Source organism: Nitrincola schmidtii, from assembly GCF_008973715.1.
Lineage (GTDB): Bacteria > Pseudomonadota > Gammaproteobacteria > Pseudomonadales > Balneatricaceae > Nitrincola > Nitrincola schmidtii.
Genome location: NZ_WBOL01000001.1, coordinates 176180 through 193572, shown reverse-complemented (window position 1 = coordinate 193572; position 17393 = coordinate 176180). Strand labels below are relative to the sequence as shown.

Genomic DNA, 17393 nt, shown 5'->3' with positions numbered 1-17393 from the left:
TTAGGGTGTCCCTGTTAAAGAATCCTCGGCTTCTTGCCAACCACTGAGTTTGCGATCAAGCGTTTTCCGAGCAATGCCTAGCTGTCGAGCAGCCGCTGACTTATTTAGATCACAGGCACTTAATACGCGAAGAATATGGCGCTTTTCAACCTCTTCGAGTGGCCAGCAGCTGGGGTAGCCTCCACCGCTAAGATCCGTGCTTTGTGTTGGGGTTAGTTCGGTTAACGGAAGATGTCCTAATAAGATGCATCGTTCAATAAAGTTCTTCAGTTCACGGATGTTTCCAGGCCAAAGGTGTGATTGCATGGCACGAAGGTCTTCGTGGCTAAAAGGAACGGCGGGTAAGCCTAGGTCTTCCGATAATCGACGAGAGAAAAAGTGTGCTAATAGGGGAATATCTTCGCTGCGCTCTCTGAGAGGCGGCAATGTTAAGGTCAATACGTTTAAACGAAAATAAAGATCTTCCCTAAACTGTTGTTTTTGAACTTCCTCGCTCAGGGTGCGATTGGTTGCTGCCAAGATACGGACATTGGTTGGGATTTCACGCTCACTACCGACAGGACGAATACTTTTTTGCTCTAGTGCACGAAGCAGCTTGGCTTGCATTGATAATGGAAGTTCACCGATTTCATCTAAAAACAGTGTGCCGCCAGATGCATAAGTGAATAAACCCTCTCTGGCACGATCAGCACCGGTAAACGCACCTTTGGTGTGACCAAAAAGCTCGGCTTCAATCAAGTCGGGTGCAATAGCGCCACAGTTGATCGCGACAAAGGCGCCATCGCGACCTGATTGCTGATGCAGTGATCGGGCTACCAGTTCTTTTCCCGTGCCTGATTCGCCTTCTATCAACACAGGAGATGGAGTGGGGGCAACCCGTTGGATAACGGCCTCAAGGCGTTTAATGACAGAGCTTTCTCCCAGCATCGGGTTATCAGCTGCGATATAGCGAGTGACCTCTCGACGTAGTAGAAAATTTTCTCGTGCCAGTAAGCGTCTTTGTAGTACACGTTTAACCGCATTCATCATCTGTTCTAGACGAAAAGGCTTAAGGATAAAGTCCGCAGCTCCTGCTCTGAGAGCTTGTATAGCGGTATCCAATTCTGCATAAGCCGTCATGAAAATAATGTCGCAATGGCGATTGGGATCATCTAATGCTTCATGCCAATCGATACCAGAACGATCGGGAAGTTTGACATCCACAATGAGTAAATCAAAATGACAACGCTTGCGTAACTCTTCAGCCACTTCAATGCTGCCAGCAACTTCTACCAATCCGAAGTGTTTTTCTAAGGCCTTTTGCAGAAAACTGCGCATACCTGATTCATCATCAACCACTAAAACGGATGCGGAACGACAGAGGTCTGTATCGGTGCTGAGCATTAGAGATCCAAATTGTCAGGTTTATTTTTATAGCATGGGATTTTATGTCCCTACATAAATTCTAGCTGTGTAATTTTGTCCCATTTTAGCAGAGATAACCTAGGCTGTAATGTCTCATTATGATGCAAAATACAGAAGAACTTTCTAGCTATCATCAGCATTTAGACAAAAGCCTGCTAAAAGCTGGCACCCCAATTGCTTTTGTTGTTATGAGTTTCACAAACATAACGACAACTCTTGGGAATTACCTATGTTCAAAAAAGTAAAGCTCGCTCTTTTTGCTGCCTTCTTTATGATGGTTTCTTTCGTCCAAGCAGACGAAATGCTGCGTTTAGCGACTACCACTAGTACGTATAATTCTGGATTACTTGATTACTTGTTGCCTGTCTATAAAGAAAAGACGGGTGTGGAAGTTCAGGTGATCTCTGTTGGTACGGGGGCAGCTCTTCGTCTTGGTCAGGATGGTGATGTGGACCTGGTCATGACTCATGCTCCTGAAGCTGAAGCTGCATTTGTTGAGGCTGGCCATGGAATTATGCCAAAAGCGTTAATGTATAACGACTTCGTCATAGTGGGGCCTGATAGTGATCCCGCTTCATTAAAAACTGCCGAGAATATCATTGATGCGTTTTCACAAATTGCTGATTCTGGATCAATATTTGTTTCGCGTGGCGATGAGTCGGGCACACATATGAAAGAACTAGAGTTATGGGAGATGGCGGACAAAAATCTTCCTTTCGAAGGGTATCGAAGTGTAGGTCAAGGTATGGGTCGAGTTCTTTCCTTGGCTGACGAGATGGAAGGTTACACACTAACAGATCGTGGTACTTGGTTAGCCATGAAAAATCGCTTGGACTCAGTCCTTGTGTTTGAAGGTGATGAGCAACTCTTTAACCCTTATCAAGTCATCTTAGTGAATCCAGAGCGTCATCCTCATACACTATATGATCAAGCGAAAGCTTTTGCTAATTGGTTGGTATCAGCTGAAGGTCAAGATTTGATTGATAGTTTTCAAGTTGAAGGTGAGCAGTTATTCTTCGCTTCGGCTGAAGATTGATTATTACTGTTTGATTTGTTAAACAGTACTTCCCCCAGTCTAGTGTCATACTACTGGGGTTTTTTGTCTAATCGAGTTCATGTTTCCGTATGGATAGTATTACGTCTTCAACAGTGGAAGCTTTGCTTCTGCTAATCTCTGGTGATCCAAAGCTCTGGGAAATCATTTTTGTCTCGTTTAAAGTATCATTGAGCGCTCTATTGATCGCCTTTCCTTTGGCTGCAGCACTTGGGTTTATTCTCAGTTTTTGGCGCTTTCCAGGACATTGGTTTATCGTGACACTGAACAACACATTACTGGCGATACCGACAGTCGTGATTGGGCTTATTCTTGTTCTACTCTTGTCACGTAGTGGTCCATTTGGAGACTTGCGTTTACTCTTTACCCAGCCCGCCATGATTATTGGTCAGGTGTTAATCTGTTTTCCACTGTTGGTTGCTATGCTGCACATGGCCTATCAAGGTGTTTCGCGCCATGCTTGGGAAACAGCTCGATCCTTGGGTTGTTCTAGATTCAAAACTCTCTGGTTAATTACGTTAGAAGTACGTTTTGCCGTTTTAGCTGCATTGGTGACTGCCTTCGGGCGTGTGATTGCCGAAGTGGGTTGTGCCATGATGGTGGGTGGAAATATTGCAGGCTACACCCGTACCATCACCACGTCGATCGCCTTGGAAACCACGAAAGGTGAATATGTACAAGGGATCGCCTTGGGCATCGTGCTGTTGGTGTTGGCCTTAGTGTTGAATCTGCTGGTTGGCGTGACACGTGGCCGTAGTGTTCAAGGAGCTACTCAATGACGACTGACGTGTTGGTAGCTGAACAGTTGGAAAAACATTTTGGTCATCATCTGCTTTGGCACATTGAAAACCTTGTGCTTAAGTCAGGCGATACTATCCATCTGCGTGGTGAGAATGGCAGTGGAAAGACAACTCTCCTTAAGGTATTGGCCGGTTTGCAAAAGGCTGATAAAGGTAACGTACTTATTAATAAACAACCTGTCATGCTGGGTGGTAAAGTGTGCTACCTGCATCAACAACCCTATATGTTTGATCGCAGTGTGCGCAGTAATTTAGCCCTAGCTTTAGCGTCTCGCCAAGGTTCTTCGAAAGAAAAGCAGCATCAACTGGAAGAGGCATTACATTGGTCTGGATTGGCTAAACAGGCAGAGCAAGCGGCTCGAACTTTATCAGGTGGAGAGCGTCAGGCGCTGGCCATGGCAAGAGCCTGGTTATGTAAACCAAGCTTTTGGCTGCTGGATGAGCCAACGGCCAGTTTGGATGAAAAAGGAGTGCAAAAGTGTGTAGAGTTGGTCAGAAATCTTCGTGATGCAGGTGCGGCTATTTTATTGACGACACATCAAAAAGGTGAACTTACGGATATTTGTGATCAAACTTGGTGGATGCAAGAAGGTCGTCTACGAACAGAATCTATTGACTAAGCTGAAGGTGGTATTGATGTCAAAGCAAGGTGTCACGGTGGTTATTTTAGCGGGCGGCCAAGGTCGTCGCATGGGAGGGCAGGATAAAGGCTGGGTTGAATATGAGGGTAAACCGATGATTCAGCACATTCTAGAAAGATTAACCCCCCAAGCAGATGAAGTGATTATCATTGCTAACCGTAATCAGCCGGATTACGAAGCACTCGGAGTGCCCGTTTTTGCAGATTTTCTAGAGGGTTTTCAAGGACCTTTGGTAGGGATCGCGACAGGCCTGAAAGAGGCGCAGTATGATCTAGTCGTTTTTGTACCTTGTGACGGACCCTTCATTAGTCCAGAATTGGTCAAAGCCTTTTCGGAGCAATACAAGCGTTTTAAAAAACCAGTGATCGTGGCTAATGATGGTAACAGACTACAACCCATGGTTGTAATGATAGAAAAACAGTTATTGCCACATCTCCTTCAATCGATTGAAGCTGGAGAGCGAAAGCCGGATCGTTGGTATGCCAGTGTGGGAATGGACGAAGTGAGTTTTGAACCACAAAGTTTGCATAATTTTAATACGCTTGATCAGATAAACATCATAAAGTAGCTGATTTTTTTCTGTTATTCGTTAGTCTTTTTCATTCATATCCGGAACAGCTTTTGCTTCTTCAAGGGTAATAATAGGAAAACTGGCCAGAATGAACACGACTAAATTGCCCATTCTTGGGTTTGCTGCCTGGAGTGGTACAGGTAAAACGACCTTGTTAAAACAGCTTTTGCCTCGCTTAACTAAGCGGGGTATTCGCGTTGGCTGCATTAAGCATGCACATCACGATTTTGACGTTGATACTCCCGGTAAAGATAGCTATGAACTGCGTCATGCTGGCGCTTCGCAAATGTTGATTGCCTCCGCAAAACGCTGGGCACTGATGACAGAATCGCCTCGCTCAGAGATACCCAAATTAAATGAGCTGTTGAAACACTTAGATACCACTCAATTAGATTTGGTGTTAGTGGAAGGCTTTAAGGCCGAATCCTTCCCGAAAATCGAATTGTTTCGACCTAATTTAGGCAAGTCTCTTCGTTATGCAGAAGATCAATCTATCGTAGCGATAGCTACAGATTCACCCGAAGTGCTTCCCAAAAATATTCATATTCCAGTGTTAGATATCAATGATATCCATGCTGTAGAAACTTTCGTTTGTCAGTTTTGCCAAGTAAAGGGGAGCCAAGGATGAATAATGCCGAAGTATCCTGTTTTGATTTTGTTACGTCTAGTGGAAATCGTCACTTAAAGCTGGACGAAGGCGCTCGTCTTATTTTGTCTATGGGGTTGGGAGATCAAGCGACCGAGCTACAGCCACTCGCAAAACTCATGGGTCGAGTATTATCTGAAGATATTCATGCTCCGTTTAATGTACCACCTCATAGAAATGCTGCAATGGATGGTTTTGCCATCAAAGGTGAGTCGCTGTTATCTCAGAATACTTGGACCATTGTTGGGCAAAGTTTTGCCGGTAAGCGTTTCTCAAACGCTATTAGTTTACAAGACGCAGTTCAGATCACCACTGGAGCCCCCATGCCAGAGGGTGCTGATACCGTCATCATGAAAGAAATGTGTGAGGTAAGTGGTAGCCTCCTAACGGTTGAGCATGCACAGTCTATTCGTATAGGAAGTAATGTTCGTCAAGCAGGTGAAGACATAGAGCAGGGTTCTTTGGTCTTAAATCGAGGACAGCGCTTAGGATCTGTCGAGATTGGTATGATTGCTTCACTTGGATTTGCTGAAGTTAATGTTTATCAAACGCTGAAAGTGGCTGTTTTTTCTACCGGTGATGAAGTCTGTGCACCCGGCGAGTTGCGCGGCGATGATGGTATCTATGACACCAATCGTTTCACACTGATTGCTATGCTAAGAGGTTTGGAATGCGAGGTATCAGATTTAGGTATTTTACCCGATAACCAAGCAGCGATAGAGGCTTCCCTACGAGACGCTGCGTTACATCACCGATTGGTTCTGACCAGTGGTGGCGTTTCAGTCGGTGAAGCTGACTTTGTAAAACAAGCGTTAAATAAACTTGGGAATACCAATTTTTGGCAACTGGCGATTCGTCCAGGTAGGCCGATAGCTTTTGGTGATTTAGGCGTTAATAACCAAGGTGAAACCTGTCTTTTTGCAGGCCTTCCTGGCAATCCAGTCGCAGTATTGGTCACTTTCTGCATTTTGATCCAGCCTTTGATTCGTAGGCTTCAAGGAGAAACAGAGTGGGTCGGTTTAACTTGGACCAGTAAGGCTACAGAATCGATGAAAAGTCGAATCGGTAGAAGTGACTTTCATCGAGGCATATATACCATCAATGAAAAAGGTGAAGTTGAAGTGAGAACAACGGGTCCTCAAGGTTCTGGTATTTTAACCTCAATGCATGAAGCCAACTGCCTGATACGTATAGAAGAAACGAGGGACCATATTGAGGCGGGAGAATTAGTAAAAATTTATCCGTTTAGTAGATGGCTGCCCGGTTATCCCTTGGTTTAAATACTCATAACGAAAAGAAGTTTTGACTTACATAGGTATAAAGAGAACTAAACACTATGTCACAGTTTACCCACATCGATCATAAAGGTCAGGCGCACATGGTAGATGTTTCTGCCAAAGCGATTACATCGAGGACCGCAATAGCCAGTGCCAGTGTGACAATGAAAGCAGAAACACTAGAGATGATCTTGGCGGGTGGTCATACCAAAGGGGACGTATTAGCAACGGCGAGAATAGCGGGTATTCAAGCGGCTAAGCGAACGCCAGATCTGATTCCGTTATGTCACCCTTTGATGTTATCTAAGGTATCGGTTGAATTTGAACCTGATGCGAGTTTGCCAGGCATTCGCATCGCAGCGACCTGCAAGTTGGCAGGTCAAACTGGCGTTGAAATGGAAGCCTTAACTGCCGCTTCTGTCGCAGCCCTCACGCTTTATGACATGTGTAAAGCTGTGGATAAGACCATGTTAATCGGAGATATCCGTGTATTGGAAAAACGGGGTGGAAAATCAGGTGATTGGCGTTATGGGGATGATCGATCTGAACAACCGTCAGAAGCTGGCTCAATCCATACTGCTGGAACATCGGTTAAAGAAACCAGTCATCTAGCCACGCGCACGCTTCAGGTACGCTTTTTTGCTGAGTTACGTGAGCAACTTAAGCAGGATGAGATTGCCGTCAGCCTGAATGATCTAGAGTCTGAAGGCTATCCCTTGACTATCGATGGCTTATCGCAATGGCTGCGCCAACATCAAGCCGAGCTTGCGTCAATTCTAGACCGTTCAGGATTGATGGTCGCCGTTAACCATAAAATGGCTGACAAGCAAGCAGTTATATCTGCAGGTGATGAAGTCGCATTTTTCCCACCGGTAACGGGAGGTTGATGCGTGTTTGATGTTCGAGTGCAACACGAAGCCTTTAACTCTGGAGCCGAAGTGGATCGAATGACCGCCAGCCGAACGGATATAGGTGCAGTTGCTACATTTGTAGGTTTAGTTCGCGATTTTAATGAGAAGCCTGATGTTGTTGCGTTAACCCTAGAGCATTATCCAGGTATGACTGAACAACAATTACATCAGATAGCACACCAAGCTGCTGATCGCTGGCCCTTATTAGGGGGCACCATTGTTCATCGTGTGGGTCGCTTGGAGCCAGGTGATCCTATTGTTCTTGTTGCTGTAGCTTCTGCTCATCGACAGGCAGCATTTGATGCCTGTAATTTCATTATGGATTATTTAAAAACACAAGCGCCGTTTTGGAAAAAAGAGCACACCCGTACTGGTGATTATTGGGTCAGCTCAAGGACTTCTGATACGCAAGCAGTTAAGCGTTGGGAGGTAACAGATGACTAAAACTATTCAGCATACCGAAGGTTTAGTTGACCGTTTTGGTCGGCGCGTAAAATATGTTCGATTGTCGGTTACGGATCGATGCGATTTTCGTTGTGTCTACTGCATGACCGAAAAAATGACGTTTCTTCCACGTGATCAAGTTCTCACTCTTGAAGAGATAGGTCGTGTCGCTTCTGTTTTTGTGGATTTAGGCGTTGAGAAGGTACGTTTAACCGGTGGTGAGCCACTGGTTAGACGTGATGTCATGCAGTTGGTGGACTACATTGGCACGCTCGGCTTGAAAGACTTCACTATGACTACCAATGGTAGTCAGTTGCCACGTTTTGCCAAATCACTGAAAGACTCAGGTATGCATCGTTTAAACATTAGTTTAGATTCACTGGATGCGGAGAAATTTAAGCGTATCACACGTAATGGTGAACTACGCAAGGTTATTGATGGCATCGATGCCGCTCAGCAAGCAGGTTTTCAGAGAATTAAACTCAATACTGTCATTATGCGTGGCCGTAACGATGACGAAATTCTTGAGTTGATCGAGTTTGTTCGTCAGCGTGGTATTGATATTAGTTTTATTGAAGAGATGCCCTTGGGCGAAGTGTCAGATCATGGTCGAGAAGAAACGTTTTGTTCCAGTGATGAGGTCAAAGACGTCATTGAACAGCGCTATTCACTGACTGCGATTAAACAGCAAACAGGAGGACCTTCTCGCTATTATGCCATGCAAGATAGTCCTAGCAGAATCGGCTTCATTTCACCGCACAGTCATAATTTCTGTGGTGATTGTAATCGCGTCAGAGTGACAGCAGAGGGTCGCTTATTACTCTGTTTAGGAAATGAGCATTCAATTGATCTGCGTCCAATTCTAAGAGCTAATCCAACGGATAACGAGCCTCTACGTCAGGCGATTATTGAAGCCATGGACCTAAAACCTGAACGCCATCACTTTACCACTGATGGCGATGTGCAAATTGTTCGCTTTATGAATATGACGGGAGGATAGTTTGCCTGTTCAGTATTAGCCGCTGCCTGCGAGCTGACCAAATATCCTAAAGCCACCCAAATAAGTGCCTGCAGCTGAGCCAAAGGTTGCCAGCATAAACACCAGTAAAGTACGCGATACCCGGTTTCGCCACCAGCCGCGCATTTCGGTGACATCGTGACGAAGATGTGAAAAATCTCCGACCGTCGGTTTACGCATGGCAATTTCGATTGCAGCGGCTACCATGCCTGCTCCAATTGTTGGATTGAGTGAGGTAAAAGGTGCCGCAAAAAAAGTTCCAATAATGGTCAGCGGGTGTGCGGTGGCGATGATGGTTCCCAGTGCAGCGAGAGTTCCATTAATTAACACCCACTCCATGACGAGTTGCCAGCCTAAGTCGCTGTTACGGCTAAAACCTATCGCAAAACCGGTTAAAACCAGTAGCATAATGACCCAAGGAATCAGCTTAGGCCAACGGCTGCCTTTCGGTGTTTGTTCTAATAGCGATAGCTGCTCTTGCGGGTCTTCCGGAAGGTGTCCACGGAGGTTGTCAGCCATTCCTTTCAGATGTCCGGCACCAATAACGACTAACACTCGTTTATAGCGACTATCGCCATTCTCTTGTGCTAAGCGTAACGCCATATAGTGATCACGCTCTGCGATCAGGGCTTGGTATAAGTGCTCTGACTCTTCTGCAAATTCGGTAAAGGTTGATTCAAGCACATCGCCTTGTTTCAGTTTTTCGATTTCTTCAGCACTGACTTTCTCTTTAGAAACCAAACTAGCCATTAAACCACTGATCAAGTTCATCCGTTGCCACCAAGGGACACTACGATAGACACGTTTCAACGTAATGCCAATGTCTCGATCAATGACCATCACCGGCAGCTTCAGTGCTTCCGCTTCTTCAATCGCAGCTTTCATTTCCGCACCGGGTGCGATACCACTTTCTTCTGCAACCCGCTGTTGAAAGGCGCCTAATGCAAGGCTGGCGGCAACCATGCCAGCTTTACCTTCACGAATCACTTGGAATAGATCCATGCGTGCCAACGCATCTGGGTCTTGCATGCTGCGCAAACGATTAGGACATAATTCTATTGCCACAGCATCAAATTCACCTGAACGAATAAGCGCTCGGACTTCATCAGCACTGGCTTTCGAAACATGCGCCGTACCCAGTAACGTGTAATGAGTATCGTATTTATGCAGCTCTTCACGTGGGCCGCCTCTATTTTCAGAGTTCAATTCTGAACTGATGTCTGTACTGGTCATAAAGTCCATATCTGTGTTCGTGCAAAAGATCGCTGATTTTACCCTTCACAGAGAAGAAGTGCATCTTTAGTCGAGATTTTAATCGCTTAAGAGTAAAACACGGATTTGTCACAAATTCGTAGTAAACTAAGCGTATCAACGTGTACACGCCTAAGGAGTTTTTACGTGATTACGGAACATTTTATTAATGCCAGTGTGACCCCCACAGGCAATCTTGACACCCTTTCGCCACATGAGGTGGCTCGTTTGCAAGATCGAAGCAACAGTGGTTTGCACAGTTTATTTCGTCAATGTGCGTTGGCGGTATTGAATACAGGCAGTGAAATGGACAGCACGCGAGAGGTCATGCATCACTTCCGTCGATTTGATGTGCAGATCAGTCATAAGTTTCGCGATGTGCAGCTGGATTTAATTAATGCGCCGGCAACTGCATTTGTCGACGGTGAGATGATACACGGTATTCGCGAGCATCTGTTCTCAGTACTACGCGATCTTCTCTATGTTAAAGATGAGTTAGATACTTGCTGCGATGGTATGCATGAGTCTCAGCATATTACCAATCTGGTTTTTCACATACTGCGTCACGCTGGAGCTATGCGTCCGCATGTTAAACCAGACATGGTGGTGTGTTGGGGTGGTCATTCGATTAATCGCGTCGAATACGAATACACTAAGAAAGTAGGCTATGAGTTAGGTTTGCGTAAGCTGAATATTTGCACAGGATGTGGACCCGGTGCGATGAAGGGACCGATGAAAGGAGCAACCATAGCGCATTCAAAACAGCGTGTTGAAAATGGTCGTTACTTAGGCATCACCGAGCCAGGCATTATAGCGGCTGAATCACCTAACCCGATTGTTAATGAACTCTTAATCATGCCGGATATCGAAAAGCGCTTAGAGGCTTTTGTCCGCGTTGGCCATGGTATTATCGTCTTCCCGGGTGGTGCTGGAACCGCCGAAGAGATTCTCTATATCCTAGGTATTTTGTTGCAGGAAGAAAATAAAGAGAATCCTTTCCCATTGATTTTCACCGGGCCAGAGGAAAGCCATGCATATTTTGAGACAATGGATCGCTTTATAGCGGCAACGTTAGGTGAGCGCGCGCGCAGTTTTTACGAGATTATTACCGGTGATGCCCATGATGTTTCTCAGCGCATGAAAGAACGCTTAGATCAAGTAACCGCGTATCGCAAAAAAACGGGTGAGTCGTTTCACTTTAACTGGGATTTAACTATTCCTTTAGCCTTGCAAAAACCTTTTGAGCCAACGCATGAAAAGATGGCTGCATTAAACTTATCTCGCCAACAACCCGATCACGAATTAGCTGCGCAATTACGTTGTGCGCTGTCAGGGATCGTTGCAGGCAATGTTAAGGAATCTGGGATTCGTGCGATTGAAGAGTTTGGCCCATTCGAACTGACCGGAGATATTGAGGTGATCGATGCATTATCTGAATTACTGGATGGTTTCGTTGATCAGCGCCGGATGAAGATTAACCATGAAGAATATGTACCTTGCTTCAAGTTAGCGCACCGAAAATAATTTATTCTGTGGTGAAGGTTTTTAAATAAATCGATTACGTGCTGTGCCTCTGAGTTCCTTGGCTTAGGCGCAGTGCTAAATCTTTGAGTTTCCCTCGTTGTACTTTGCCCACAGGGCTTCTAGGGAGTGCGCTACAAAACTCAATACAGTTGGGGACTTTATATCCAGTTAAACGTTCTTTACAGTAATTGCGTACTATTTCCGGTGTTACCGAAGTAGAGCGGGTAACAACGAAGAGTTTAATTCGCTCTCCTGTCAATGGGTCAGGAATGCCAACAGCTGCACAATCTTCAACACCTGGAATGCTGCATACCAGTCGTTCTATTTCGCTGGGAAAAATCTTAAAGCCTGATACACAGATGAGTTCTTTTTTTCGATCCAGTATTTTTAATTTTCCATCCGCAGAAATAAGCCCTATGTCCCCCGTGCTTAACCAACCTTCTTCGTTAATGACTCGTCGAGTTTCGTCTGGTTGGTTCCAATACCCCATCATCACCTGCGGACCGAGCACTTGTATTTCACCAATTTCACCTTCCGGTAAGGCTTGACCTTCATCATCAATAATTCTAATTCGCGTCATGTTGAGAAGTTCTCCCGCTGTACCCAGTTGGATATTATCCGGTCGGTTGACACTGACCACTGGAGAGCACTCAGTTAATCCATAGCCTTCAGTGATCGGGCAGCTTGTTATTTTCTGCCATTCTTTCGCAAGGGGAGTAGATAACGCCATACCACCAGAGATGGTTAATTTGAGTGAATGAAAAGGTAATCGATGAAAGGTTTTCTGTTTGAGTAACGAGTGAAATAGTGGATCGATACCGGCACAAACCGTGGGTTTAAATACCTTAAAGTTTTTGACTAAGGCGCTTGGATCTCTTGGATCTGTGATGAGCCGAGTGTGTGCACCCTGTGAAAAGAGTGAAAGCGTTAGCATAAACGCATAGATATGATAAAGCGGTAAGGGTTGATATAACCTTTCTTGACCAGTTTCGGTATAGATGTCTAATAGTTGTTTTAACTGGGAAAAGTTCGCCATTAAGTTATAGTGCGACAGCATTGCACCTTTCGGAGTTCCCGTTGTGCCGCCAGTATACTGAAGCAATGCAAGATCATGTGGTGATTGGGATAAAGGCTGCCATTTGGGGGTGTGTTTATCAGTTAATAAATCTCTCAGCCAGTATGCATTTGGTATCGCCTCTTTGGAGAAAGGCATTGAAATATGACGTATATACTGATTGATTAAACTGCCTTTAATTTTGGCATGAAGATCACCCAACTCTGTCAAAATGACTGTCTCTATCTCGGTATCCTTCATGGCTAACGAAGCTTTGCGAGCTAATGGAGCGAAGGTAATCAGTGCTTTAGCGCCACTGTCTTTTAATAAGAAATTCAGTTCAGTGGGCGTAAAGGATGGGTTGACGTTCACTAAAACCAACCCGGCACGCAAAATGGCAATCATAAATAAAGGTGATTGCATTAGATTAGGTAGTTGAAGAGCAACACGATCACCGGGCTTTAGGCCGCTTTTATGCTGAAACCATCCGGCCATCTTTTTGCTTTTCTGATTGAGTTCAGCATAGGTAATGCTGCCGCCATTTTGTGAAAAGGCGATAGTGTCACCAAACTGCTTAAAAACAGTCTCGAATAGGTCATTCAGGCATCCAGTTTCCGCCTGTAGAGGATGGTATTTTATTGTCATTTTACCTCCGTGCTCTACAACTATTGTCGTACGTCAAGGAGAACTATGCAATCTTTGTGTCACTTTACCTTCAACAAATACAACCATTTCACCTGTTTGTAGTTTTGACCAGGTTTCGTTGTTGGTTAACGGATCGGTTGCGATAACGGTAACCACGTCATCGGGAGTGGTTACCGCCTCAAAATCCACTGTCATATCGCAATCACTGAGTCTGGCTTCACCAAAGGGTGATTGTCGGGTAATCCAACAGAGCTTTGTGGTGCAATAGGTAAACAGATGGGTGGATTCACTGAGTAATAGGTTAAAAACCCCTAGCGTACGCAGTTTTTCACAGCATTGGTGGATGAAGTGTGTTAGCAAATGGTAATCGGATGGAGGTGTCGGAAAATGGCTACGGATTTGATCTAAAAGCCAGCAAAACGCATATTCGCTATCAGTCGTGCCAACCGGAAAGTAATGTTCTAAGGGCCAGTTAAAGATCTGCGGATCCAGTTGACCATTATGGGCGTAGCACCATTTTTTACCCCAAAGCTCTCGATCAAAAGGGTGGGTGTTTTCCAAACAAACCTTGCCTACATTGGCTTGGCGAATATGGCTAATCACCGTGCAGCTTTTAATGGGGTATTCAGCAATCAATTTAGCGATGCGTGATTCAACACTGGGTGAGGGATCATGGAAAATACGTAACCCTTTGCCTTCATAAAAAGCGATTCCCCAGCCATCCCGATGAGGTCCTGTACCACCGCCACGTTGCATCAATCCTGTGAAGCTAAAGCATATATCGGTTGGTACATTGGCACTCATCCCTAAGAGTTCACACATAGTTAAGACTTCCCACTCAATGTAATTCGTTCAGGTAAAGAAGAGAAGACATCACCTTGATCTGGATTTTCCGGATGTTCTATCATGTGTTCAGAGCGTTGTTCGGACAGTTCAAGTGTATTAATACCCTGCATAGGTTCAGGTAAGGTGCGCTCACCTACAAACACACCGCCTTGATCTATCTTCATATCGCCACAGCAAACTTGAGCATGAACCTGGCCACCGGGCTCGATGAACAGATGGTCACAGATAACTTCGCCTTCCAGTGAGCCACTTACAAAAATTCGTTTGCCCCTAATACGTCCTTTCAAAAGACCGTATCTGCCGATGGAAATGTCTTCCTCGGCCAGAATGTGCCCATGAATAGAGCCATCTACATGAGTTTTGCCGTTGATTTTAATCTCGCCTGATAAGCTATTGCCTTTGGCAATAATGCTTACTGTGGCCCGCCCTGGTTTAGGGGGTACATTGCGGTTAAGGATTCCCACGGTACATCCTCTATGCTAGAAAATAATGTTTCAAAGTTACTGAGTCCCCAGTCAACAAAAGGTTTTGGATCTAACGGGGTGTAAAGATGTCGAACTTCATAATGTAAGTGTGGACCAGAGGAGCGTCCTGTATTACCACTATAGCCGATCAATTGGCCCTTATGTACATACTGTGATGCTTTGACTTCAATCTTTTGCAAATGAGCAAAGTAGGTTTTAAAACCAAAGTTATGCTGAAGAATGATTAGGTTGCCAAATCCTGAGCCTTGATCAAAGCCTGCTCTTTCAACAATACCATCCGCAGTCGCATACACAGGTGTACCTCTAGGTGCAGGAAAATCTAGACCATTATGAGGGGCGCGTCTACCGGTAACGGGATTTACACGAGTGCCAAAGCCAGAGCCTATGCGAGAGCCTTTGATGGGAAGACCGTTTGGAACACTGTGCAATAAAAAAAGACGCTGAACAGTGGCTGCTTTGAGTAAGGCTGTTCGATCAATTGGAGGTGCTTCGGTAGAAATATCGCTTAACACGCCCAGAAACGATTCGATTTCACTAAGATCGGCATCAATCCGAATTTTTTGCTCTTCAAGCTGGCTACGTTCATAAAACACCTCTGAGTAGCGTGTACCGAGCTCTGCAAGGTTTTCAAGATAGAGTTGCTGTGTGCCTAAGGCTTCTGTGAATTGTTCTTCTAGCAGTTCTTTTTCTTGCTCAAGGCCTAACAGATTGTCGTGAGTTTTGACTAAAAGAAGATTGGAGATAAAAAAGCTTAAAGCGGATAACACTAAGAAAAGTGCGACTAGATAGCCTGCAACTTGATTGAGCGTATATTGACGAGATCCCCGAACGGTTGTCAATGTAATAATTATTTTCTGGCGCAAAACGTAATGATCCGGTCTGTAGGGTGGCTGTAATATAACGCCAGACACAGGCAGGTGTCGAGGCAATGGGTATATTTAATCACCACATTGCCTCGTGAGTATCAGAGGCTGTTATGCACGCTGACGTGAATTCGCATTTGAATTTGAAGCATTGCTTCGACGTGGCGCAGAAGAAGGCTTACGTTTTGGTTTAGCCGTGCGTCCATCTCGATCGGAAGGAAGATCGTCAGACCAAGGACGAATATTCAGTGGCTGACCACAAATGCGAGCACGCTTCAGAATCTGAATCATGGGTGCAGGAATACTATCTGGCAGATCCACAGTGCTGAAGTTTTCACTAATATCGATTCGACCGATATACTGGCTTTCTACACCGGCTTCATTCGCGATGGCGCCAACAATGTTGCCTGGCTTAACACCGTGCTGATAACCCACGCCTAACCAGTAACGCTGCATTCCTTCACTAACGGCATCATTGCCACGACCACGACGGGCTGCTGGCTTACGATCTCCGCGATCAGTGCTTTCGCTGCGGCTACGCTTTTCACGCGCGGGTGCTGCAGAAGGCTCGCGCTCATCCATAAACAGCGCGGTCTTTTTGTACATCAGTTTCAAGGTTGCAGCAGCGATCTGCTCAGCAGTTAAATCACTGCCTTCCGTAAACTGTTTGATAAGCGGTAAGTAAAGATCAATATCTTTAGCTGCTGCTTCTAGCTCGACTTGCAAACGAGTCACGCGAAGAGCATTGATCTCTTTAGCTGTTGGCAATTCTAACGTTTCAATAGGTGAGCGAGTGGTACGCTCGATCTGTTGCAGTAAGCGTTGTTCGCGCGGAGCAACAAATAGAATTGCATCGCCACTTCTTCCAGCACGACCGGTTCGGCCGATACGGTGAATGTAGGATTCAGCATCGTATGGAATATCGTAGTTCACCACGTGAGTGATACGCTCAACGTCTAAACCGCGGGCAACAACATCAGTAGCCACAACAAGATCTAACTCGCCGCTTTTCAGTTTCTCAACGATTTTTTCACGTTGATTTTGAGCAATATCACCGTGCAAGGCAGCAGCAGGGAAGCCAGCTCTGGTTAATTGTTCAGCTACTTCTTCAGTAGCATTCTTGGTACGCACGAATACCAGTACGCCTTCATGTTCGCGTAATTCTAGTAAACGTGTCAGTGCCATGGTTTTAGTCATGCCGCGAACCGTCCACACGCGTTGACGGATCGTGCTAGCGGTTGCTGTTTTACTGGTGATCTTAACAATGGTTGGATCAGACAGGTAGTTATCTGCAATTCTACGAATGGCCGGTGGCATGGTTGCAGAGAAAAGTGCAATCTGACGTTGTGCTGGTGTGTGTTCTAGAATCCACTCAACATCATCAATAAAGCCCATACGTAGCATTTCATCAGCTTCGTCAAGAACCAGTGTTTGAAGTTGATCAAGCGCTAAGGTGCCGCGACGGATATGATCCATAACGCGACCAGGTGTGCCTATAACTACGTGAGCACCACGGCGAAGACCGCGCAATTGCTCATCGTATCCTTGCCCACCATAGATAGACAGAGTACGAATGCCACTTAAGTGCTTAGAGTACTTCTCACAGGCTGTAGCAACCTGCAAAGCAAGCTCACGTGTAGGGGCAAGAATTAATAATTGTGGGTGTGTTTTTGATGGGTCTAAGCGCTGAAGTAAGGGCAGTGCAAAGGCTGCAGTTTTACCTGTACCAGTTTGAGCTTGACCTAAAAGATCTTTGCCTTGTAATAGCGCTGGAATGGTTCCTGCTTGAATTGGCGATGGCGTTTCATAACCAACGTCGTTTAACGCTTCAAGAATAGGTGCAGATAGACCCAAGTCACCAAAGTTGGTGGGGAGTGTGTCGATGTTTGACATGCTGTGATTTTTACCTGATAGAAGAGAGGGTGTTTGTGAAACGAGCCGCTCAGATTAGCAAAGAGG

Annotated in this window: 17 protein-coding genes; 10 read left to right on the top strand and 7 right to left on the bottom strand. The window is 45.4% G+C overall.

What is annotated here, in order from left to right:
- Positions 1-1383 (bottom strand): sigma-54-dependent transcriptional regulator, encoded by a 1383-nt coding sequence (locus tag F7R24_RS00900; RefSeq protein WP_151669352.1) that lies wholly within the window; start codon positions 1381-1383, stop codon positions 1-3.
- 250 nt (positions 1384-1633) lie between these two features.
- Here F7R24_RS00900 and F7R24_RS00895 point away from each other — a divergent pair, with 250 nt between their 5' ends.
- The 9 genes from F7R24_RS00895 (at position 1634) to moaA (ending at position 8748) form a co-directional block, all read left to right on the top strand.
- The gene (locus tag F7R24_RS00895) at positions 1634-2440 is read left to right on the top strand and encodes an ABC transporter substrate-binding protein (RefSeq protein WP_206057445.1); all 807 of its coding nucleotides are present in this window, start codon (positions 1634-1636) and stop codon (positions 2438-2440) included.
- A gap of 89 nt (positions 2441-2529) precedes the next feature.
- Positions 2530-3237 (top strand): ABC transporter permease, encoded by a 708-nt coding sequence (locus F7R24_RS00890; protein WP_151669351.1) that lies wholly within the window; start codon positions 2530-2532, stop codon positions 3235-3237.
- Entirely contained in the window at positions 3234-3878 is a 645-nt protein-coding gene (locus tag F7R24_RS00885; RefSeq protein ID WP_151669350.1) for an ABC transporter ATP-binding protein, read from the top strand. Before F7R24_RS00890 ends, F7R24_RS00885 begins: the two co-directional genes overlap by 4 nt.
- 16 nt (positions 3879-3894) lie before the next feature.
- Positions 3895-4467 (top strand): molybdenum cofactor guanylyltransferase MobA, encoded by a 573-nt coding sequence (mobA, locus tag F7R24_RS00880; RefSeq protein ID WP_151669349.1) that lies wholly within the window; start codon positions 3895-3897, stop codon positions 4465-4467.
- Positions 4468-4558: 91 nt separating this feature from the next.
- Entirely contained in the window at positions 4559-5098 is a 540-nt protein-coding gene (gene mobB, locus F7R24_RS00875; RefSeq protein WP_151669348.1) for a molybdopterin-guanine dinucleotide biosynthesis protein MobB, read from the top strand.
- The gene (gene moeA, locus F7R24_RS00870) at positions 5095-6396 is read left to right on the top strand and encodes a molybdopterin molybdotransferase MoeA (protein ID WP_151669347.1); all 1302 of its coding nucleotides are present in this window, start codon (positions 5095-5097) and stop codon (positions 6394-6396) included. Before mobB ends, moeA begins: the two co-directional genes overlap by 4 nt.
- 56 nt (positions 6397-6452) lie before the next feature.
- On the top strand, positions 6453-7280 hold the full coding sequence (gene moaC / locus F7R24_RS00865; protein ID WP_151669346.1) for a cyclic pyranopterin monophosphate synthase MoaC: 828 nt from the start codon (positions 6453-6455) through the stop codon (positions 7278-7280).
- A gap of 3 nt (positions 7281-7283) precedes the next feature.
- Positions 7284-7748: a molybdopterin synthase catalytic subunit MoaE gene (gene moaE / locus F7R24_RS00860; protein WP_151669345.1), complete on the top strand. Its 465-nt coding sequence runs from the start codon at positions 7284-7286 to the stop codon at positions 7746-7748.
- Entirely contained in the window at positions 7741-8748 is a 1008-nt protein-coding gene (gene moaA, locus F7R24_RS00855) for a GTP 3',8-cyclase MoaA (RefSeq protein WP_151669344.1), read from the top strand. Before moaE ends, moaA begins: the two co-directional genes overlap by 8 nt.
- Positions 8749-8763: 15 nt before the next feature.
- On the opposite strand, the gene F7R24_RS00850 is transcribed toward moaA, so the two are convergent.
- Positions 8764-9999, bottom strand: a complete 1236-nt coding sequence (locus tag F7R24_RS00850; RefSeq protein ID WP_151669343.1) for a TraB/GumN family protein — start codon at positions 9997-9999, stop codon at positions 8764-8766.
- 165 nt (positions 10000-10164) lie between these two features.
- Here F7R24_RS00850 and ppnN point away from each other — a divergent pair, with 165 nt between their 5' ends.
- A complete protein-coding gene (ppnN, locus tag F7R24_RS00845; protein ID WP_151669342.1) occupies positions 10165-11541 on the top strand; it encodes a nucleotide 5'-monophosphate nucleosidase PpnN in 1377 nt (458 codons plus the stop codon).
- A 34-nt stretch (positions 11542-11575) separates the two neighbouring features.
- Here the strand turns inward: ppnN and F7R24_RS00840 are convergent, their stop codons facing one another.
- The 5 genes from F7R24_RS00840 to F7R24_RS00820 all read right to left on the bottom strand — a co-directional run bounded on the left by F7R24_RS00840 (position 11576) and on the right by F7R24_RS00820 (position 17327).
- Complete coding sequence (locus F7R24_RS00840) at positions 11576-13240, bottom strand: AMP-binding protein (RefSeq protein WP_151669341.1); 1665 nt, start codon at positions 13238-13240, stop codon at positions 11576-11578.
- A 33-nt stretch (positions 13241-13273) separates the two neighbouring features.
- Positions 13274-14062, bottom strand: coding sequence for a class II glutamine amidotransferase (locus tag F7R24_RS00835; RefSeq protein WP_151669340.1), 789 nt, complete (start codon positions 14060-14062; stop codon positions 13274-13276).
- A 2-nt stretch (positions 14063-14064) separates the two neighbouring features.
- Complete coding sequence (locus F7R24_RS00830) at positions 14065-14550, bottom strand: bactofilin family protein (protein ID WP_151669339.1); 486 nt, start codon at positions 14548-14550, stop codon at positions 14065-14067.
- Positions 14499-15434 carry a M23 family metallopeptidase gene (locus F7R24_RS00825; protein ID WP_151669338.1) on the bottom strand — a complete coding sequence of 312 codons (936 nt, stop codon included), beginning with the start codon at positions 15432-15434 and terminating at the stop codon, positions 14499-14501. Before F7R24_RS00825 ends, F7R24_RS00830 begins: the two co-directional genes overlap by 52 nt.
- Positions 15435-15545: 111 nt before the next feature.
- A complete protein-coding gene (locus tag F7R24_RS00820; protein ID WP_151669337.1) occupies positions 15546-17327 on the bottom strand; it encodes a DEAD/DEAH box helicase in 1782 nt (593 codons plus the stop codon).
- Positions 17328-17393: the final 66 nt, after the last annotated feature.

Excerpts from the sequence above, each read along its gene's own strand:
- F7R24_RS00840 (WP_151669341.1), bottom strand. The coding sequence starts at position 13,240 with ATGACAATAAAATACCATCCTCTACAGGCGGAAACTGGATGCCTGAAT.
- F7R24_RS00885 (WP_151669350.1), top strand. The coding sequence starts at position 3,234 with ATGACGACTGACGTGTTGGTAGCTGAACAGTTGGAAAAACATTTTGGT.
- F7R24_RS00820 (WP_151669337.1), bottom strand. The coding sequence starts at position 17,327 with ATGTCAAACATCGACACACTCCCCACCAACTTTGGTGACTTGGGTCTA.
- moeA (WP_151669347.1), top strand. The coding sequence starts at position 5,095 with ATGAATAATGCCGAAGTATCCTGTTTTGATTTTGTTACGTCTAGTGGA.
- F7R24_RS00850 (WP_151669343.1), bottom strand. The coding sequence starts at position 9,999 with ATGACCAGTACAGACATCAGTTCAGAATTGAACTCTGAAAATAGAGGC.
- F7R24_RS00890 (WP_151669351.1), top strand. The coding sequence starts at position 2,530 with ATGGATAGTATTACGTCTTCAACAGTGGAAGCTTTGCTTCTGCTAATC.
- mobA (WP_151669349.1), top strand. The coding sequence starts at position 3,895 with ATGTCAAAGCAAGGTGTCACGGTGGTTATTTTAGCGGGCGGCCAAGGT.
- moaC (WP_151669346.1), top strand. The coding sequence starts at position 6,453 with ATGTCACAGTTTACCCACATCGATCATAAAGGTCAGGCGCACATGGTA.
- moaA (WP_151669344.1), top strand. The coding sequence starts at position 7,741 with ATGACTAAAACTATTCAGCATACCGAAGGTTTAGTTGACCGTTTTGGT.
- F7R24_RS00835 (WP_151669340.1), bottom strand. The coding sequence starts at position 14,062 with ATGTGTGAACTCTTAGGGATGAGTGCCAATGTACCAACCGATATATGC.
- F7R24_RS00895 (WP_206057445.1), top strand. The coding sequence starts at position 1,634 with ATGTTCAAAAAAGTAAAGCTCGCTCTTTTTGCTGCCTTCTTTATGATG.
- F7R24_RS00900 (WP_151669352.1), bottom strand. The coding sequence starts at position 1,383 with ATGCTCAGCACCGATACAGACCTCTGTCGTTCCGCATCCGTTTTAGTG.
- mobB (WP_151669348.1), top strand. The coding sequence starts at position 4,559 with ATGAACACGACTAAATTGCCCATTCTTGGGTTTGCTGCCTGGAGTGGT.